The organism is Blautia sp. HCP3S3_H10_2, from assembly GCF_052122375.1.
In the GTDB taxonomy this organism is placed as follows: Bacteria; Bacillota; Clostridia; order Lachnospirales; family Lachnospiraceae; genus Blautia_A.
This window is the reverse complement of record NZ_JBQKCL010000026.1, coordinates 1-17581: the sequence shown is the minus strand read 5'-3', so window position 1 is coordinate 17581 and position 17581 is coordinate 1. Positions and strand designations below refer to the sequence as shown.

Here is a 17581-nt window from a genome sequence, read left to right as displayed (position 1 = left end):
CCAATAAACGTAGATAATTTATTGATACTCACGTCAGGTACAGAACAATATCTGATGACCTGCAAGAACAAAAAATAAATATTTTACTGACAACTACCTTGACAGTCAGCGATTTTTTATTTAGAGAAATAAGTTGGATACCGGAATCAGATTGATGATATTTCTTTACATAAGCATCACCATCGAGGAAAAAGACACCGATTTCTCCTTCTTCAAGAGTTTCTTGTTTATGAATCCAGATGATCTGTCCATCCAGATAGAGAGGCTCCATACTGTCACCACATATGATGTTGTTCCGAAAGAAGAAATTGCTGAATTTGAAGAGCTTATGCGCAAAACCATAGCTGACATTGTATCAGAAGCCAGTAGCCTTGCCTGTTGGGTGTATGTGCAGAAATATGTGAAGCACAAAACCCTAAACGAAATGCTGCAAGAATTGCCAGACGTAGGTCAATTCATCCTAGCTATGGATACTTGGTTTGAAAAACTGATGGAGAAATAATCCAGGAAAATAGTTTAAAGTTTACATGTTATGATCATGTATGAAGTTGGAACAAAATAAAAGATTGTGCTATACTATTGTTCAAGAAAAAAACTCATTGACATATTTCAATCTATTTAGGAGGATAAACGATCATGTGTACAGCAGCAACTTATAAGACAAAAGATTTTTACTTTGGACGAACCCTCGATTATGAATTCTCTTATGGTGATCAGATAGTAATTACACCACGTAATTATGCGTTTAATTTTCGCCATGTTGGCGATATGAAAAATCATTATGCAATTATTGGAATGGCTCATGTTGCAGAGGATTATCCTTTGTATTATGATGCTATGAATGAAAAAGGAGTGGCAATGGCAGGACTGAATTTTGTCGGAAATGCTGTTTATGCCGCGATTAAGCCAGATGTGGAAAATATTGCACAGTTTGAATTTATTCCGTGGATTTTAAGTCAGTGTTCTTCTTTAGTTGAAGTTCGCGAGCTTCTTGAACGAATTAATATTGTTAATACTCCTTTCAGCGAGCAATTGCCATTAGCACAATTACACTGGATCATTTCTGATGAGAATGAGTCAATTACGGTAGAATCTATGTCAGATGGTTTGCATATTTATGATAATCCAGTAGGAGTGCTTACGAATAATCCGCCATTTCCACAGCAGATGTTTCAACTAAATAATTATATGCATTTATCTCCTAAACAGCCCAGAAATACTTTCTGCGAAAATTTGGCTCTTGATGCATATAGTAGAGGTATGGGAGGATTAGGTCTTCCGGGAGATCTCTCATCTTCCTCACGCTTTGTACGTGTAGCTTTTACAAAGGTAAATGCAATTTCAGGTGAATCAGAGGAAGAAAGCGTTAGCCAATTCTTCCACATTCTCGGATCTGTGGATCAGCAACGAGGATGTTGCGAAGTAGCGGATGGAAAATATGAAATCACATTGTATACGTCGTGTTGTAATGTTACAAAAGGTATTTATTATTACAATACTTATGAAAACCATCAGATCAGTGCAGTAGATATGCATGTAGAAAATCTGGATAGTGATAAAATGATTTGTTATCCAGTAATTCAAGGAGAACGAATCAACTATCAAAATAAATAATGTTTTGAAATCAGGGATGAGGTAGAAAGGAAAGTTCCATGACAAAAGATGAAGTAAAAAAACTCAGGATGAACAGTCCGGAATCACTACAGTTTTTAAATAATGCTACAAAATTTTATAATTTAATGATGATGTATCGTTGTGCTATTCGGGAGATACAAACTAAACTTGAGGTTTTGGATGATGAATTTTCAGTTGAGAACAATCGAAATCCTATTTCTTTTATAAAAACAAGAATTAAGAAGCCCAATAGTATTTACAATAAACTGCAGAAGATGGGATATGAATTTACAACAGAAAATATACAGACATATCTCAATGATGTTGCAGGCGTTCGAATAGTTTGTGCGTTTATTGACGATATTTATATGATATCAGATTTGATTACCCAACAGGATGATATTAAAGTTATTGAAATAAAAGATTATATAAAAAATCCAAAATCGAATGGTTATCGAAGCTATCATATGATTGTTGAAATACCAGTATTTTTTGCTAAGGGTAAAAAACCTATGCGTGTAGAATTACAGATTCGAACCAATGGTATGGATTTCTGGGCAACATTGGAACATCAACTTCGCTATAAAAAAGGAATTGAAGAAATGCCTGGCTATAATGAGATAAGTGAAGAATTACTTCATTCTGCAAGAGATATCATTGAAGCAGATAATGAAATGCAGAGAATAAAAGACAAAATTGGTATGTTCCACGAAATTTAGGGAGAAAACTGAGCAAGTAGGAAGGTGGAGTATATATGAAACAAGATACTTTAGAGGGCAAAGCAAAAACAAAAAATGGGGTAAAACGGCTGTGTTTTTCCATAATCTGCATTCTTCTGGAAGTGATTTTTATTATTACTATCGTAACACGCTTGAATGAATATGCAGAAATCATAAATTTATTTACAAGGATTTTGAGTGGGATCTTGGTTTTGGGATTGTACGCATCAAATAAGACATCCTCTATGAAAATGCCTTGGGTCATCTTAATTCTAATTTTCCCAATTATGGGTGTAGGCCTGTATTTGTTGATTGGTTTGAATGGTGGCACACATAAAATGCGTGAGCGATATGCAGAAATTGATAGCAAATTGTTACCAATGCTTCCGGACAGTCAGGAGTGTTTGAGCAGAATAAAAGAAACAATTCCGAAAGCAGGAAATATAGCAAGTTACATACAAAGAAATTCGCAGTATCCAATCTATCAGAATACGGATATTGTGTATTTTGATGAAGCAGTGAAAGGATTAGAGGCACAGCTTAAGGATTTGGAGAAAGCACAGAAGTTTATCTTTATGGAATATCATGCGATAGAAGACGCTGAAGCATGGCATAAGATTCAAGATGTTCTGGAAGAGCGAGTAAAAGCAGGTGTGGAAGTTAGAGTATTCTACGATGATATGGGTTCTATAGGCTTTATTAACACAGATTTTGTGAAAAAGATGGAGGCAATAGGAATTCATTGCCGTGTATTCAATCCGTTTATGCCAGGTTTAAATCTGTTTTTGAACAATCGTGATCATAGAAAAATAACAGTTATTGATGGAAAAGTCGGATTTACAGGTGGATATAATCTAGCAAACGAATATTTTAATTACACACACCCGTATGGACAGTGGAAAGATACAGGTATTCGTTTAGAAGGAGATGCTGTTCAGTCGCTTACGGTGACATTTTTGGAAATGTGGAATGCAGTAAGTGATAAGGCTGCTAATGATTCTGATTTTAGTAAATACCTTTTCCACTATGATTATGCGGCACAGCAAACTGGGTTTGTTCAACCTTATGCAGACAGCCCTATGGATAATGAGCAAGTAGGAGAAGAAGTTTATATCAGTATGATAAATAAAGCTGAAAAATATTGTTGGTTTATGACTCCATATCTAATCATAACAGATGAAATGACGCATGCGTTATGTCTGGCTGCTAAGCGAGGGGTAGACGTAAGAATTATCACACCTGGTATCCCTGATAAAAAATTCATTTATAATATAACTCGTTCTTTTTATCATGGATTAGTTAAACATGGTGTTCGTGTTTATGAGTGGACTCCTGGTTTCTGCCATGCAAAAATGAGTGTGGCAGATGACTGTATGGCAACTTGTGGAACAATTAATCTGGATTATCGAAGTTTATATCACCATTTTGAAAACGGCTGTTTTATGGCAGATTGTCAGGCAGTTGTGGAAATAAAAAATGATCTGATAAGAACGATGGGAGAATGTCGTGATGTGACAGACCAATATCAAACCGGACGAAGTGCATATTTGCGACTGGGACAATTATTTATGAGATTATTTGCTGGATTGCTATAAGAATCTGATGAAACGACCTTTCAAAAAACAGTTGATTTAGAAGTTAACTGTTTTTGAAAGGCCGTTTTTGCTATATCTAACAGTCTGTTGTACAAAGAAGATTTGTACACGCTCAATAGCGAGTACGTCTGTTAATCATGTTCGTTAAGATTTAAAAAATAAGGAGACATGAGAAGGCTAGTATGAGTCGACGTTACAACATTATGGCGTGTTAGCTAAGATTCAAAAATATACAGATAAGAAACAGAAAAAGGTAATTTATAATGTTTTGGACAAATTTACGATTAGGAACTAATACCATAACACATAAGAACGTATCAAAGATTAAGTAAGACAGAATCGCAAAAAACAGAAACGAGATTCATTTATAAAAGATTATAGAACGACGGAAATCTTAGATGTATTATTGATAATCATAAAAATTAAAGTTGAAGCAGTGGAAATTCATTGCTTCAACTTTAAGCATTACGACAATTAACCCAACTCTGCCCCTAACTCATACCTCCAATACTCCGCTGCCTCATACTCCCTGGGTTCTGAGAGTACCGGTACGGTAAAGAGTTCAACCGGAACACCGAGTGTTGATGCGAAGAGTTTCATAAGATCCTCTTTCGGTGTTCGGACATCGCTTTCGTACTGAGCAATCCGGACATCGGCACAGCTGTCGGGAAAGCCAACAGCCATGCCAAGTTCTTTCTGAGTAAGATGATTTTTCTGTCTTAAGTGTTTTAATTTTCTTCCAAATGTAATCATAGTATTATTCTCCTGTGCTTCCGAATGCTCCAGTTCCTCGTTCTTCACCGAGGTCCAGGACAAAGTCTGCGATCACGACCGGTGTGATCACCAGCTGACCGACGCGTGTGTCTTTATGAATGGTCTGAGAAGATGTGCTCACGTTGCTGATAATGGCATGAATCTCACCACGGTAACCGGAATCAATCGGTGGAAGTTCGCATACCAGTCCTTTTGCTGCCATGCTGCTCCGTGGAAAGACATATCCGGCAAATCCATCTGGGATGATGAGACCAAATCCAAGCGGAATTCTTGCAACCTCGCCTGATTTTAATACACAATCATACGGCATGAATACATCAGCACCGGCATCATTTTCATGTGGCCGGAAGGGATGATGATCTGCTTTCAGACCAAAGTCAATCAGTTTAATCTTTATGGCTGTTCACCTCCCTTCTGATGACCAATGGATAATCTGCTTTTAAGATATCTGACGGCATCCAAAGTTTTGAAATAGGATTCTGGCAGGACATCTGTTTTTCCATGCAGCTTCCTCTCTGACAGAATGGACCGGTCAGATCCGGTGCAAAAAGGATCGGGCTTAATTTGTACAATCTTTGCCAGATATAGAGCATCACAATCCTGGTTTCATCCGTATTCCTTCTGCAGGTTCTCTGGCCGATCATATGTTTCCACTGGTAAGGTGTCGCACTGATGATCAGTACGTTACGAAGTCCCTGAGGTGTAGCATATCCGGCTGAATCATGATCAATGCCTAAGGCACAGAGTTCTGCATAGTGATCCAGATCTGACTGACAGCTTTTCTTGTAAATATTCTGGATTTCTTTATCTGCTTTCATGATTCCATATGGAATAGCAAATGCAGCGTGACCGGAATAATTGCTGTACTGCAGAGATGCACTCATGTACTTTACTTCGTTCTGATGCCTGGTGATCTGTGCCAGGAAGCGTCTGCTTGCACCGACAACAGCCACGGTAATGACCATGAATTTCTGTACTGTTGGATGGGGAAGTCCTGCAATGTTTTCTACGGTTTTCTGACTGTAGGATTGATGGTAAAGCTCCATCAGATCTGCCATGTTCTGGATCGTATGACCGTGTTGTGTGAGCCTGGCTGCAAAGACCATATTTTGTTCTGCTTCCCGGATTCCATAGCAGTTTAAGATAGCTGTTTCAATGTGATCCATAGGCCTGTTCCTCCTTTGCCAGAGCTTTTAAAAGAATTAGATAATTGATGCAGTCTGTGATTTTTTCATCCCACTGTTCCATGTCAAAATGTAACAGAGTGGAATAACACATATCGTAAAGGGATACGACATGTTTCGACATCATACCGGCCAGTGCTGCTTTTGAATCACAGTTTTGTAAAGCGGCAGCAATCTTGAATGCACTGAGGCGGTCAATATTATCACCGGTATATTCTTTCTTTTTATGTGCCAGAATATCGGCACACTTTCTCATCTGAAGTTCAAATACAACATTAAATTCTTCTTGTGTCATGTGATAGTTCCTCCTTTGTTTTGTAATAGTTATCGTTCGAGATCTTTGGTTTTTGATCTCACTGGTTCTGGAATCTGCATCTGAAGAATGGCATCAACATTCTGATCGGCAGTGTCCAGATCTTTTAATTTTTCTTTCAAGCTGCTTATTGCTTCTTCTTCGGAAGCTATCTGCTGTTGCAGTTTTTCTTTTTGTAAAGTCAGGGTTTTTAGGCTTGTCATCTTTCCATCCTGATAAAAGGATCTCAGCCAATCTCTGGCTTCTTCATATTTCTGAATTTCCTTGGCATGTTCTTTCCGGTACTTCCCTTTGTACTTAGCTTTTGAAAACTGGGAATAAACTTCCTTATTCGCATAGTACTGACCAGTATAACGGATCTGATCGTTGAGGATCCTTAGATCGGACCGATGCTGAGCAACCTGTGTCTGCATTTCTTTTAGTTCCTGCTTTGCTGCAAGCAGTGTATTTTTCAAATCTGACTGCGTATCAAATCCATGCTCCTGCACATAGATAATGGTATTTGCCATTTGCTGCAGGTTAGAAAGTTTTACCCGATGAGCATAAGCCGGGCTCTGCATTGCTTTCACATTTGTCTGGAGATTTACAACCAGGCGAAGGTGAGATCTGACGTAGAGAATGGTCAATGGATCCTTGCGTAAGAAGGTCTGTTCCAGGTGTTCTTTTCCATATCGTGTTCCCAGTGCACGTTCAGTAATCCGCTTCTGTCGATCAGGATGAAGATAGCTGTATCTGCCCCGATGATCAATCACAGAGATCTGAAATTGTTCCAGAAGTTTAGATTGGAATTCATCAAAACTATTGGATGTGGCAGCACATTCATCAATCGCATTTCGTAAATATTCTTTCTGTGTAAGGAACACGGTGGATGTTGGTTTGAGACCATCTTCGATGATTTTCTGATTGATCTCATTAAGTTTTTGTTGGCCGTGTTTCTGTGCCAGATACTCTTTTTGCGTGATTTTTCTTTCAGCCGGAGCAAGAAGATCTATCTGGTGAAGTCCTTCCTGTTGGCACCGATCCATGACAGTTTTCTTAAAAGTGCTCATGAATTTATCAGTGGAACGATGCTTGTAACCGGTGGCTTCCTCATGTGGTTTATCCATATATGGCTGCCTTTCCACTGCAGTCTTTCGCACACTGTTGATAACGATGTGAGTATGGATATTTCCGGATTCATTGTGGCCATCGGTGTGAGTAACTACCAGTGCCTGATATCCGGGAAACATCTGCTTTGCAAGTTCCAAACTGATTGCCTGTGCTCTCTTTCCGGTAAGGCCGTTTTCTGTAACATCGGCTGGATCGTAGCTGATAATGTAGTGATGACTTTTGATGTCTTCACGTTTCTTATTCTTATGAAAATGAGCATTTGTCAGTTCGCATTCTTTGTCAAAAGACATCGGATCACAGTTCAGTCCATCCATATAAAACTCTTTTCGCAAGATGCTTCGACCGGATTCATCTACAATCTTTTTCCCGGTTTTTTCATCATGTTCAAACAGAAGGTAATTGATAGCAGCCGAGTAATTAGCATTTCTGCTTTTAATGTGTTTTACGATTGCCATTCATACCACCTGCCAGTTTCAGTACTTCTTTTCTCAATAGGAATAAGTCCGTGATGCACTGATGGATTTCATTTTCTATAGCACGTGACTGACTGCCACCACTGTTAAAATGCTTGGCGATCTGATTGAGGTTCGATCCAATCTTTCCATATTCACTGACCAGTTTCCTGAGATCATTCATGTCTGCAACAACTTCAATCTGGTGATTGATTTGCTTTTCAAGTAGTAGTTTTCTCACATATTCAGAACGAGAAAGTCCTGTAACGTCAGCGGCTTCATTTAATACTGCCAATTCAATATCCGTTAATTTTAATGTGATGATGTTACTCCTCTTGAGATTCTTTTCTTTCTTCTTTGGTGCCATAGTCCTCCTTCTTTTTTGATAAGACATCTTGGATGTGCGATTACACTTTTTAACCGGCTGTCCCTTCCGGTTATATAAAGTGCTGCGACTATCTTTGATAGAGAGCCAACAGATATCTTTGATGTCTGTACGAGGGTATGGGGAATCGGAATCCCCATCAAGAGACTTACCCGGAGGTATGCCGTAGCCATAAAATGGCGATACGGTAATACCTGGGTGGATCTTGCTCTTATTTGTATCCCTCTATATAACGAAACGCTCAGAGGCTGTTTTACAGTGGGGAAAAAGAAAAAATATCAAAAAATTGATGATTAATGGTGAGCTTGTGATAGAATGGAAAAAAGAGAAAAGCATAAAGGATGTAGTTGTGGAGAATATTTGTTATGATTAGAAAGTTGCTGAACGGAGATATCGATAGAATTGCTGACATATGGTTAAAGACAAATCTGAAAGCCCATTATTTTATTTCCAATCAATACTGGAAAAGTAATTATGAATTAGTAAAAGAAATGATGTCACAATACGAAGTTTATGTGTTTGAAGCAGATAAAATGATACAAGGATTTGTAGGACTAAATGATAAATATATAGAAGGTATTTTTGTCTCCGATGAAATGCAGTCATGTGGCATAGGTAAGCTTTTATTAGATTATGTTAAGGATAAAAAAGTTAGCTTACGATTAAATGTATACCAGAAGAATGCCAGAGCAATTTCTTTTTACCAAAGAGAAGGGTTCATTATTCAATATGAAGGCTTGGATGAAGCTACTGGTGAAAAAGAGTACACTATGCTATGGAAACGAAAATAGAAATCGGAATTTATCAGAAAATGAAGAATAGTTGAAATGGAGGCGCTATAATAACATGAAGATTGAAGGGAACCAGAAAGAACTGGATGCAATGGTAGAATTTCATAAGGGAAACCGTGTCGAGGGACTGAGACTGCAAGAAGAATTTGCAGCGGAATTTCGTAAGGAGTATAAAGACAAAGATCACTGTCCTTGCCTGAAAGCCTGTCGTTATCACGGAAACTGTAAGGAATGTGTAGCAATCCACAGAGCGCATCAGGAACATGTTCCTAATTGTATGCGACCATTGATTAATAAAAAATTGAAATTGATGTCAGAATTAACAGAGCATACCTTGGCAAATGAAATAGAAGCTCCACATGAGATTTTAAGAAAATAGGCAAGTCAAATTCAAGTTTACAGAACTGAATCAAAAGAGCTCGAAGGAGCTCTTTTTCCTTTTTTATAATAGTATCATTATGGTATAATAGAGACATTAAAATCGGAATTTGTAGAATAGAGGAATTATGATGTTTGATAAGCACAAAAGGGAATCCTTGCTATTGCGGGACTTATTAAAGAAATTGATAATTATTGTGATAGGTTCCATTGTTGCAGCCTATGGCATTACACTTGCACTGTATGCAGGATTTGGTGGCGCCACGCTCGCAGTGCTATGGCAGGGTATCGCTGAAACGTTTCACTTGAGCATCGGTATGGCATCTTTTGTTGTAGCAGTGGGGATGATTTTGTTTGCATTAATTTACGATAAAAGTCAAATCCATATTGGGACGGTGCTATATCAAATTGTATACAGCACCTGTGTAGATGTATTTGCCACCTGCCATGTCTACAGTACATATCGATGGTTCAACTTCTTTATCATGTTGCTGGGTGTTATTTTGTTTGCTGTCGGGACCGGACTATATGCGTCTGCCTCACTTGGTCGTGGCTCTTATGAAGCAGTTACTTTTGCCTTGGCAGAAAAGAACAACTGGCAAGTTAAAATTGTTCGAATAGCATTAGATATTCTGGTTGTGATAATAGGTGTTTTGCTTGGCGAGAAGTTTGGCATATGCACAATCATTACAGTTATCATTTCAGGCCCGATTATCCAATTTGTTAATGCGAAAGCAAAACGAATTTTAAAGATATAATAGCAAAGAAACCTACAACTTCAAGTTTGATGAATTAAATTAGATGGCAATTGATGGAGTAACAAGTTGTATGAAAATTCGAGAAGTTAACAAAAATAAAAAGCAGTTTATATCATTATTGTTATTAGCTGATGAACAGGAGAGCATGGTTGATCGTTATCTTGAAAAAGGAACTATGTATGTGCTTGAAGATAATGATGTAAAAGCTGAATGTGTTGTCACCGATGAAGGTAACGGAATACTTGAAATCAAGAATATCGCCGTCGATCCGGAAAACCAGGGAAAGGGCTATGGCAAAGCACTAATTGATTTTCTTGCCAGTAAATATGCAGATGAATATTCTGTTTTGCAAGTTGGAACAGGTGACAGTCCATTGACGATACCATTTTATGAAAAATGTGGATTTGTTCGTTCTCACAAGATTCCCAATTTTTTTACTGACAATTATGACCACACAATTTATGAGGGCGGTGTACAGCTAATAGATATGGTATATTTGCAAAGACATATATAAATTCAAGTTTGTTGAATTAAAAATGAAATAAAGTTTCAGTAATCATAGAGTGTATGGATTCAATTCCATATGCTCTTTTTCTTTACTTAATTTCATGAAAAATGTAAAAATCTAATGTTACGAGTTTCTTACGAGTTGCATTAAAAAAACTCGCAAGAAAAAAAGTAAAAAAATTTGCTTTTGACCACTGTAAAACATGCTCTGAGCGTTTCGTTATATGAAGGGATAATTTTTCTTTCATATTTCAAAGAAAAGAGGATAAAGAAATGTCAGAAAAAAGATGTTATACAGTTCAAGAGTTACAGGAAATCTTAGGAGTCAGCAGACCTACTATTTATAACCTTTTAAAGAAAAAAGAATTCCGGTGGATCCAGTTGGATGGCGGAAAGTATCGCATCTCTAAGAAGAGTTTCGATGACTGGCTCGATAACTTGGAACAATAAAAAACAGGGTGTTGATCAGGCAGATTTTGTCTGCAATCGACATCCTAAATTTTTATCTGGATTTGAGATATGATATAAGAAAAAACACTAACACTAAAAAAGACAGGAAGTGAAGAATAAATGGCAACAGCAATTATGAAACAAAAAGAAGTTCCGGAAATGGACGATGTTGAAGAGATCATTTCAAAGATATCAGAAGACAGTCCTTACAAACGGCGTCCGACACAAAAGAGAACCTGGATGACCGTGCCGGAAATGGGAAAGCTGCTGGGATTAAAAAAGACAGATCGATACTGGCTGGTGCATAAAAATGTTTTTGAATCTAAAGAGATTGCCGGAAAGATACGAATCAATATTGCCAGCTTTGAAAAATGGTACGCCAATCAGATTAAATACCATAAAGTTACCGGAGAAGAACCAGGGATAGAATTGAAATCCTGGTCCTATTCCGTTAAGGAAGTTGCGGATCTGTTGGGTGTTGATGAGTATCTTGTTTATGATTTACTCAAGAAAAATCAAATGGATGCTGTTATTGTCGATTACTGGAAACGAATACCAAAAGAATCTTTTCAGAACTGGTATAAAAGCCAGTCTCGGTATCGAACAAAGGAAGACAGAGAAAAAGACGCTCTTCTGGAAGATGCAACAATTACGATGCCTAAGATGGCACAGCTGCTTGGAACAACCAGAAGCGCAGTATATACAATTCTTGATAATCCAAAGTATAGTCATTTTTTTGAATTCATTGTGATTGCAGAAAAGAAAAGGATCACAAAAGAGAGTTTTCAAAAATTCCTGGAAGGTCAGGATCGGTATAAGCTGGATCCATCGAATGATTATGAAGAACTTGCACAGGAACAAAATATTGCCCTGGCTAATTTCCGGCGGAAGAAATTATCACAGACCGGAATACGAGGAAGCAATGGAAATATAAAGTATCTTACTTTTGATGAAGCTTCCTATCTGGCAAAGGTCAGCAGAAGCATGATCAACAAGTGGGCGGATAAAGGAAAGTTCACAGTAATAAAAGTTGGCAGTCGAGTTAGGATCCGTCGGGATGAATTTGAGGACTGGATGGAGCAAAGAGATTTGGAAAGGAGTATGCAATAATATGGCATCTATAAGAGAACGAAACGGAAAATTTAATGTAATCTATTCTTATACGAATGAAAAAGGTGAGAGGAAACAGAAGTGGGAAACCTATGAAACGAAAGCCGAAGCAAAGAGAAGAAAAAAAGAAATTGAATATAAAAAAGAGATGGGATCATTTGTCGTCCGTAAATGCAAAACACTGGACGAACTTATTACAGAATATGTTGCACTTTATGGCAAAGAAAACTGGGCGCTTTCTACATATGAAGGAAATGTCTCTCTTATCAATAACTATATTCTTCCGATCATTGGTGATACGAAACTCTCAGAGATCAATACCCGTTTCATCGAAAGATATTATCAGAGTCTTTTGAAGAGACGTGCAGTTATCAATCCATTGAATAAAACCAGTCGAAATGAATTTGTATCTTCCAGTACGGTCAGGGATATTAATAAGCTGCTTAGAAACTGTTTTGAACAGGCAGTGAAATGGGAGTTGATGGAGAAGAATCCTTGCACCCATGCGACTGTACCAAAACATAAATCACAAAAAAGAGACATCTGGACAGCGGATACATTGATGTATGCGCTCAGTGTCTGTGAAGATGAACGATTAAAGCTCGCAATTAATCTATCTTTCTCATGTTCCCTGCGACTTGGTGAGCTGCTTGGTCTTACCTGGGATTGTGTAGATATTTCTCATGAGGCAATTGAAGAAAACCGTGCATATGTCTTCATCAACAAAGAATCACAGCGTATAAGAAAAGAATCTTTAAATGCATTGGATGGAAAAGATGTGTTGTTGGTATTTCCGACAAATCATAAGAAGAATTCTACGGTCCGTATTCTGAAAACACCGAAGACAGAAAGCAGTGTGCGTAAAATATTCTTACCGAAGAGTGTTGCTAATATGCTGGTAGACTGGAAAGCTGAGCAAGATGAAATGAAAGAAATTCTTGGTGATGAATATATGGACTATAACCTGGTTATGGCAAGTACCTTTGGGCTTCCTCTCGGAGATGGAGCAATCCGTGGTCCTTTAAAAAAACTGATCGAGGACTATAATCTCCCACCGGTTGTATTTCACAGTTTCCGTCATAGCAGCGTTACTTATAAGCTGAAATTGAATGGTGGAGATATCAAGGCGGTACAGGGTGATTCCGGCCATGCTCAGGTCAATATGGTTACGGATGTGTACTCTCATATTCTGGATGATGACCGAAGGAAAAATGCAGAGCTTTTTGAAGAAGCATTTTATGAGAAGAAGAATCTGGATCCACAGATGCATGTACAGCAGGAAAATAATAATGCAACTGTTGCTGATGAAGTCGATCCGGAACTTTTGGCAAAAGTGTTGGCAAATCCAGAGATGCGGGCATTGCTCAATTCACTGGCGAAGACGATGAAGTAATTAGTCTATCTCCATCATATCTATTGGAATCTCCATCATTTGATGATGGAGATTCAGTTACAAAAAAGGTTACAGATATTTTTACTGAATAAAATTTGCCAGTCAAAAACGCATGGACAAACCGTCTCGTATGCGTTATATTATTTATAGACAAGAAAATATCTTGTGCTTTCGATAGGAAGTTTAATTGAATACTGTTTACCATGATCGAACGTACGAAGCATGGTGGTCATATAACAGATGTCGATGGTAATATCAAGGCATTCCCCAATTATTAGCTGGAGCAAACAATCAGCTAACTTTCAGAGCTTTACAGAGCTTGACAGAGGGGGTATTCAGAATAACTCAAATTGAATCGGAAACAGTTTTTAATAGTGTCCCATATGGGTTTACCTTACCTCAGATTGACAGAGAGTGACAATAGGTTGGAGCTCTCCTAAGCTCTAGTTATGGGTTCGATTCCCGTAGGGAACGCTTATTAATAAATAGCGGAATGTGTTAGCTGAGAAGCAGATTCACATTCCGCTGTTTTATCTTTACAGGAAGGAAAAAGAAGGATTAATCTTTTGTAAATAAAGAAAAGGAGAAGAAAGATGAAGGAAATCGTATTAGGCTCTACAGGTAAGAATATGCCTGCTATCGTGGTAGGCTGTATGCGCTTGGCAGAGAAAAATTGTGCCGAGATGCAAAAATTTATACACAAATGTCTGGAACAGGGAGCTTTTTATTTCGACCATGCGGATATCTACAGCGACGGACAGAGTGAAACAATTTTCGGAGAAGCCATGGCACAGGATCCATCCATAAAAAGAGAAGATTTATTCCTGCAGTCCAAATGTGGTATACGTCAGGGATTTTATGATTTATCAAAAGAATATATCATTTCTTCCGTAGACGGAATCCTAAAAAGACTGCAGACAGAATATCTGGATGTTCTGTTACTGCACCGCCCGGATGCATTGGTGGAGCCAGAGGAAGTAGCTGCCGCATTTGAAGAACTGCATCAAAAAGGGAAGGTACGATATTTCGGTGTATCCAACCATAAACCAATGCAGATTGAATTGTTGAAAAAATATGTGAAACAGCCTCTGATCATTAATCAGCTGCAGTTTAGCATCCCAGTGTCAAACATGGTCGCAAACGGTATGGAAGTCAATATGACTTCGGACGGAGCGGCAGATCGGGATGGCAGCGTTTTGGATTATTCCAGATTGCAGGATATGACGATTCAGGCATGGTTCCCATTCCAGATGCCGAACTGGCAAGGCTGTTTTATTGGCAGCGAAAAATATCCGGAATTGAACAAAGAGTTACAGACTTTGGCGCAAAAGTATCAGGTCAGCACCACTACAATTGCCGCGGCATGGATTTTACGTCATCCGGCCGGAATACAGATAATTACAGGAACCGCAAGCGAGGAACGTCTGACAGAAATTATTGCGGCGGAAAAGGTCTCTCTTTCCAGAGAGGAATGGTACCGGCTGTATCTGTCAGCTGGACATTTACTGCCATAAATGCTTCAGTTCTATAAGATGAATAATATGGTTCCAAAAGTGTATTGTTAAAATCAAAGCATAAACCGGATACAACTCCAGTAAGTATAAAAGTTGTACCCGGTTTTCTTTTATTCTCTCTATTTTTCTTTCCCGATTTTTCCCACGATCACACATATCACTGATGTGATCACCATGTCCGGAAGTGTATTTCCTACCGGAAGATCTACTCTCATAAGCATCCGGTATAAGATAAATCCAACCACCCAGATGATCAGGTTTCTCCAGTCAAAGCTATTCTCCCGCCTGTCTCTGTGCAGTATAAAGAAATCTGCGATCTGAATGGCGATCATCGGTGCAAAAACCGAGCCGATCAGATAGAGGAAATCCGTGATATCATCCATTGGAAACAAAATTGCTCCCAAAGTTCCGATTACAGTGACTACTATGGCAGCGTATTTGCCTTTTATGGTAGATACAATAGATTCGCTGGAAATTCCCGCGGAATAGGCATCCAGAAAAGTGGTAGTGACTGTGGAAAATACAATGATCAGCAGACCGGCAATACTTAAGCCTGCCTTTAACAGGATCTGCGCGATATCGGATTCTCCGGTAAAAATCGCAGCTCCCATTCCAATGATATACATCCAGCAGCTGACCAGACCATACACAATGGCACTGACCGCCGTTGCCTTTACTGGTTCTTTTGCTTCTCTTGTATAGTCACTGATCAGGGGCAGCCAGGAAAGGGGCATCGCCACCGCAAGTTCCACCGCCGCTCCAAAGGACATACTTTCATCTGCAACCGTCTGCATTACATTTCCATCAAAGAAAATCACCTTGCACAGCACCAGTGTAAGTAAAAACAACAGTCCCATGGCAATGGTATTGATTTTTCCAAGATTGGTGATTCCGATCATGATCCACACAACGATCAGCGCCCCGATTACCAGGCACCAGATCCATTTCCCTGCGGATAAAATGCCGTCTGCTGCCAGCGCTCCGTCATAAATCATAATAGCAGTCCAGCCTACCAGCTGCAGTACATTCAAAAAGGCAAATAAAAGCCCTCCCAGATTACCAAAGCTGCTTTTTACCGTTTCCATTGCACTCAGGCGGCTTTTTCCACCGATCACACCTGCCAGGAAAAGCATCAGGCAGCCAATCACATGGCCCACCAGAATTGCGGCCAGGCCTTTCCCAAATCCCAGTGAGGAAAAATAGGTTCCTGTTAATATTTCTGCGATAGATACACCGGCTCCAAACCAGATCAATCCATTTTCCACAAGTGAAGTACGTCTTTCCATCTGTCAGACCTCCTTTTCCTGTGTATACTGATTTGAAATGGCGAAACCATGATCCATCGGGCCGCTTCCTGCTCCAAGATCCAGCATCGCAGACAAAGCACCGGATATATAATCTTTTGCACGCTCTACAGAAGTCTCCAGATCATAGCCCTTTGCCAAATTGGAAGCAATAGCCGATGACAGTGTGCATCCGGTTCCATGTGTGTTCGGATTGTTGATCCGTTTTCCGCAAAACCACTGATAACTGCCATTGGCATACAACAGATCGTTGGCATCATTTAACTGATGTCCCCCCTTGCAAAGCACTGCACACTGGTATTCTTCTGCGATCTGCTTTGCTGCAGCGATCATATCCTCTGCGCTTCTGATCTGCATACCGGTCAGTTCCTCTGCCTCGGGAATATTTGGAGTTAATACAGCTGCCAGTGGAAACAATTCCTTTTTCAATGTTCCAATGGCATCCTCGCTGATCAGTCTCGCTCCGCTGGTGGCTACCATGACCGGATCTACCACAATGTTCTTTGCCTGATATTGTTTTAATTTTTCTGCAATGACACGGATCAGTTCTCCATCTGATACCATGCCGATTTTTACTGCATCCGGGAAAATATCAGTAAATACACTGTCCAGCTCCTGTCCCAAGAATTCTGGTGTTGCATTCAAAATTGCTGTCACGCCGGTCGTATTCTGAGCTGTCAAAGCCGTGATCGCGCTCATGGCATATACGCCATTCGCCATCATTGTTTTGATATCAGCCTGGATGCCGGCGCCTCCGCTGGAATCACTTCCAGCGATCGTTAATGCGGTTTTTCTCATCTTTTTTCTCCTTTTCGCATATACGTTTTCTTTTGCGGGTTTAAAAAGGTATTCTGCAAAGTGTGCCGCTAAGCGGTGGTCTGCAAATTGCAGGAATGCTTTTCCAAACACTCACTAAGAGACAGAAGGTGGTGCCCCCAATCTGCCGCTGTTACTGTAAATAATACCCTGTTACCTTCATAATGCAGTGTACTACTCACAGAGGGTAATACTCCATTTATGTAACTTCAGAGCCAGACAAATTTTCATACGAAAATCCATTTATCCCTGAATAGCTACCTACTTACACAAGTTACTTCAATTTTTCAAATACACCTGGGATATAATGTACCCATAACAGTGGACACACGAATTAGTGTAGTACCCTTTTTTCGGACACCCACACAAGACGTGACCCTGTTCTTAAACACCGTTCCCATGTGAACCCTTTTT

At 39.2% G+C, this 17581-nt stretch carries 20 protein-coding genes and 1 pseudogene; 12 read left to right on the top strand and 9 right to left on the bottom strand.

Going from position 1 to position 17581, the window contains the following annotated elements; translation table 11 throughout:
* Positions 1–28: 28 nt before the first annotated feature.
* Positions 29–271: a S24 family peptidase gene (locus ACTQWB_RS18195; protein WP_441502826.1), complete on the bottom strand. Its 243-nt coding sequence runs from the start codon at positions 269–271 to the stop codon at positions 29–31.
* 6 nt (positions 272–277) lie between these two features.
* Here ACTQWB_RS18195 and ACTQWB_RS18190 point away from each other — a divergent pair.
* The 4 genes and pseudogenes from ACTQWB_RS18190 to cls all read left to right on the top strand — a co-directional run.
* Positions 278–502 (top strand): annotated as a pseudogene (locus tag ACTQWB_RS18190) (hypothetical protein); the annotation flags it as partial.
* 134 nt (positions 503–636) lie between these two features.
* Positions 637–1614, top strand: a complete 978-nt coding sequence (gene bsh, locus ACTQWB_RS18185) for a choloylglycine hydrolase (protein ID WP_118339757.1) — start codon at positions 637–639, stop codon at positions 1612–1614.
* A 38-nt stretch (positions 1615–1652) separates the two neighbouring features.
* A complete protein-coding gene (locus tag ACTQWB_RS18180) occupies positions 1653–2333 on the top strand; it encodes a GTP pyrophosphokinase (protein WP_441502827.1) in 681 nt (226 codons plus the stop codon).
* 35 nt (positions 2334–2368) lie between these two features.
* The gene (cls, locus tag ACTQWB_RS18175) at positions 2369–3928 is read left to right on the top strand and encodes a cardiolipin synthase (protein WP_155177075.1); all 1560 of its coding nucleotides are present in this window, start codon (positions 2369–2371) and stop codon (positions 3926–3928) included.
* Positions 3929–4402: 474 nt separating this feature from the next.
* On the opposite strand, the gene ACTQWB_RS18170 is transcribed toward cls, so the two are convergent.
* From ACTQWB_RS18170 to ACTQWB_RS18145, 6 genes are read right to left on the bottom strand one after another with little or no spacing between them, the layout of a single operon-like run.
* Positions 4403–4681, bottom strand: coding sequence for a helix-turn-helix domain-containing protein (locus ACTQWB_RS18170; RefSeq protein ID WP_092072478.1), 279 nt, complete (start codon positions 4679–4681; stop codon positions 4403–4405).
* 4 nt (positions 4682–4685) lie between these two features.
* Positions 4686–5072: a dUTP diphosphatase gene (locus ACTQWB_RS18165; protein ID WP_441514617.1), complete on the bottom strand. Its 387-nt coding sequence runs from the start codon at positions 5070–5072 to the stop codon at positions 4686–4688.
* Positions 5073–5088: 16 nt separating this feature from the next.
* Entirely contained in the window at positions 5089–5868 is a 780-nt protein-coding gene (locus ACTQWB_RS18160; RefSeq protein WP_441502828.1) for an FAD-dependent thymidylate synthase, read from the bottom strand.
* The gene (locus tag ACTQWB_RS18155) at positions 5855–6181 is read right to left on the bottom strand and encodes a hypothetical protein (protein WP_441502829.1); all 327 of its coding nucleotides are present in this window, start codon (positions 6179–6181) and stop codon (positions 5855–5857) included. The genes ACTQWB_RS18160 and ACTQWB_RS18155 overlap by 14 nt, the downstream gene beginning before the upstream one ends.
* Positions 6182–6210: 29 nt before the next feature.
* Entirely contained in the window at positions 6211–7764 is a 1554-nt protein-coding gene (locus tag ACTQWB_RS18150) for a relaxase/mobilization nuclease domain-containing protein (protein WP_441502830.1), read from the bottom strand.
* On the bottom strand, positions 7742–8128 hold the full coding sequence (locus ACTQWB_RS18145; protein ID WP_005349819.1) for a plasmid mobilization protein: 387 nt from the start codon (positions 8126–8128) through the stop codon (positions 7742–7744). The genes ACTQWB_RS18150 and ACTQWB_RS18145 overlap by 23 nt, the downstream gene beginning before the upstream one ends.
* A 383-nt stretch (positions 8129–8511) precedes the next feature.
* On the opposite strand from ACTQWB_RS18145, the gene ACTQWB_RS18140 reads away from it, so the two are divergent.
* From ACTQWB_RS18140 to ACTQWB_RS18105, 8 genes are all read left to right on the top strand, one after another.
* The gene (locus ACTQWB_RS18140) at positions 8512–8937 is read left to right on the top strand and encodes a GNAT family N-acetyltransferase (RefSeq protein ID WP_055163316.1); all 426 of its coding nucleotides are present in this window, start codon (positions 8512–8514) and stop codon (positions 8935–8937) included.
* Between the two features lie 55 nt (positions 8938–8992).
* Positions 8993–9316, top strand: a complete 324-nt coding sequence (locus ACTQWB_RS18135) for a hypothetical protein (RefSeq protein WP_004613237.1) — start codon at positions 8993–8995, stop codon at positions 9314–9316.
* Between the two features lie 127 nt (positions 9317–9443).
* Positions 9444–10073 (top strand): YczE/YyaS/YitT family protein, encoded by a 630-nt coding sequence (locus ACTQWB_RS18130; RefSeq protein ID WP_441502831.1) that lies wholly within the window; start codon positions 9444–9446, stop codon positions 10071–10073.
* A 70-nt stretch (positions 10074–10143) separates the two neighbouring features.
* Entirely contained in the window at positions 10144–10587 is a 444-nt protein-coding gene (locus ACTQWB_RS18125; protein ID WP_055054269.1) for a GNAT family N-acetyltransferase, read from the top strand.
* 266 nt (positions 10588–10853) lie between these two features.
* A complete protein-coding gene (locus ACTQWB_RS18120; RefSeq protein WP_003864535.1) occupies positions 10854–11030 on the top strand; it encodes a helix-turn-helix domain-containing protein in 177 nt (58 codons plus the stop codon).
* Positions 11031–11150: 120 nt separating this feature from the next.
* The gene (locus ACTQWB_RS18115) at positions 11151–12140 is read left to right on the top strand and encodes a helix-turn-helix domain-containing protein (RefSeq protein WP_441502832.1); all 990 of its coding nucleotides are present in this window, start codon (positions 11151–11153) and stop codon (positions 12138–12140) included.
* A gap of 1 nt (position 12141) precedes the next feature.
* Positions 12142–13533 (top strand): tyrosine-type recombinase/integrase, encoded by a 1392-nt coding sequence (locus tag ACTQWB_RS18110; protein ID WP_172678862.1) that lies wholly within the window; start codon positions 12142–12144, stop codon positions 13531–13533.
* Positions 13534–14126: 593 nt separating this feature from the next.
* Positions 14127–15047 (top strand): aldo/keto reductase, encoded by a 921-nt coding sequence (locus tag ACTQWB_RS18105; RefSeq protein WP_441502833.1) that lies wholly within the window; start codon positions 14127–14129, stop codon positions 15045–15047.
* Positions 15048–15166: 119 nt separating this feature from the next.
* Here the strand turns inward: ACTQWB_RS18105 and cytX are convergent, their stop codons facing one another.
* Together cytX and thiD are read right to left on the bottom strand one after the other, a co-directional pair.
* Positions 15167–16333: a putative hydroxymethylpyrimidine transporter CytX gene (gene cytX, locus ACTQWB_RS18100; RefSeq protein ID WP_441502834.1), complete on the bottom strand. Its 1167-nt coding sequence runs from the start codon at positions 16331–16333 to the stop codon at positions 15167–15169.
* A gap of 3 nt (positions 16334–16336) precedes the next feature.
* Complete coding sequence (thiD, locus tag ACTQWB_RS18095; RefSeq protein ID WP_441502835.1) at positions 16337–17149, bottom strand: bifunctional hydroxymethylpyrimidine kinase/phosphomethylpyrimidine kinase; 813 nt, start codon at positions 17147–17149, stop codon at positions 16337–16339.
* Positions 17150–17581 lie beyond the last annotated feature (432 nt).

What these genes read in the sequence shown, in the direction of transcription:
- ACTQWB_RS18145 (WP_005349819.1), bottom strand. Translation starts at nt 8,128, where the DNA reads ATGGCACCAAAGAAGAAAGAAAAGAATCTCAAGAGGAGTAACATCATC.
- ACTQWB_RS18125 (WP_055054269.1), top strand. Translation starts at nt 10,144, where the DNA reads ATGAAAATTCGAGAAGTTAACAAAAATAAAAAGCAGTTTATATCATTA.
- cls (WP_155177075.1), top strand. Translation starts at nt 2,369, where the DNA reads ATGAAACAAGATACTTTAGAGGGCAAAGCAAAAACAAAAAATGGGGTA.
- ACTQWB_RS18140 (WP_055163316.1), top strand. Translation starts at nt 8,512, where the DNA reads ATGATTAGAAAGTTGCTGAACGGAGATATCGATAGAATTGCTGACATA.
- thiD (WP_441502835.1), bottom strand. Translation starts at nt 17,149, where the DNA reads ATGAGAAAAACCGCATTAACGATCGCTGGAAGTGATTCCAGCGGAGGC.
- ACTQWB_RS18180 (WP_441502827.1), top strand. Translation starts at nt 1,653, where the DNA reads ATGACAAAAGATGAAGTAAAAAAACTCAGGATGAACAGTCCGGAATCA.
- ACTQWB_RS18150 (WP_441502830.1), bottom strand. Translation starts at nt 7,764, where the DNA reads ATGGCAATCGTAAAACACATTAAAAGCAGAAATGCTAATTACTCGGCT.
- bsh (WP_118339757.1), top strand. Translation starts at nt 637, where the DNA reads ATGTGTACAGCAGCAACTTATAAGACAAAAGATTTTTACTTTGGACGA.
- ACTQWB_RS18195 (WP_441502826.1), bottom strand. Translation starts at nt 271, where the DNA reads ATGGAGCCTCTCTATCTGGATGGACAGATCATCTGGATTCATAAACAA.
- ACTQWB_RS18105 (WP_441502833.1), top strand. Translation starts at nt 14,127, where the DNA reads ATGAAGGAAATCGTATTAGGCTCTACAGGTAAGAATATGCCTGCTATC.
- ACTQWB_RS18135 (WP_004613237.1), top strand. Translation starts at nt 8,993, where the DNA reads ATGAAGATTGAAGGGAACCAGAAAGAACTGGATGCAATGGTAGAATTT.
- ACTQWB_RS18170 (WP_092072478.1), bottom strand. Translation starts at nt 4,681, where the DNA reads ATGATTACATTTGGAAGAAAATTAAAACACTTAAGACAGAAAAATCAT.
- ACTQWB_RS18110 (WP_172678862.1), top strand. Translation starts at nt 12,142, where the DNA reads ATGGCATCTATAAGAGAACGAAACGGAAAATTTAATGTAATCTATTCT.
- ACTQWB_RS18155 (WP_441502829.1), bottom strand. Translation starts at nt 6,181, where the DNA reads ATGACACAAGAAGAATTTAATGTTGTATTTGAACTTCAGATGAGAAAG.
- cytX (WP_441502834.1), bottom strand. Translation starts at nt 16,333, where the DNA reads ATGGAAAGACGTACTTCACTTGTGGAAAATGGATTGATCTGGTTTGGA.
- ACTQWB_RS18130 (WP_441502831.1), top strand. Translation starts at nt 9,444, where the DNA reads ATGATGTTTGATAAGCACAAAAGGGAATCCTTGCTATTGCGGGACTTA.
- ACTQWB_RS18115 (WP_441502832.1), top strand. Translation starts at nt 11,151, where the DNA reads ATGGCAACAGCAATTATGAAACAAAAAGAAGTTCCGGAAATGGACGAT.
- ACTQWB_RS18160 (WP_441502828.1), bottom strand. Translation starts at nt 5,868, where the DNA reads ATGGATCACATTGAAACAGCTATCTTAAACTGCTATGGAATCCGGGAA.
- ACTQWB_RS18120 (WP_003864535.1), top strand. Translation starts at nt 10,854, where the DNA reads ATGTCAGAAAAAAGATGTTATACAGTTCAAGAGTTACAGGAAATCTTA.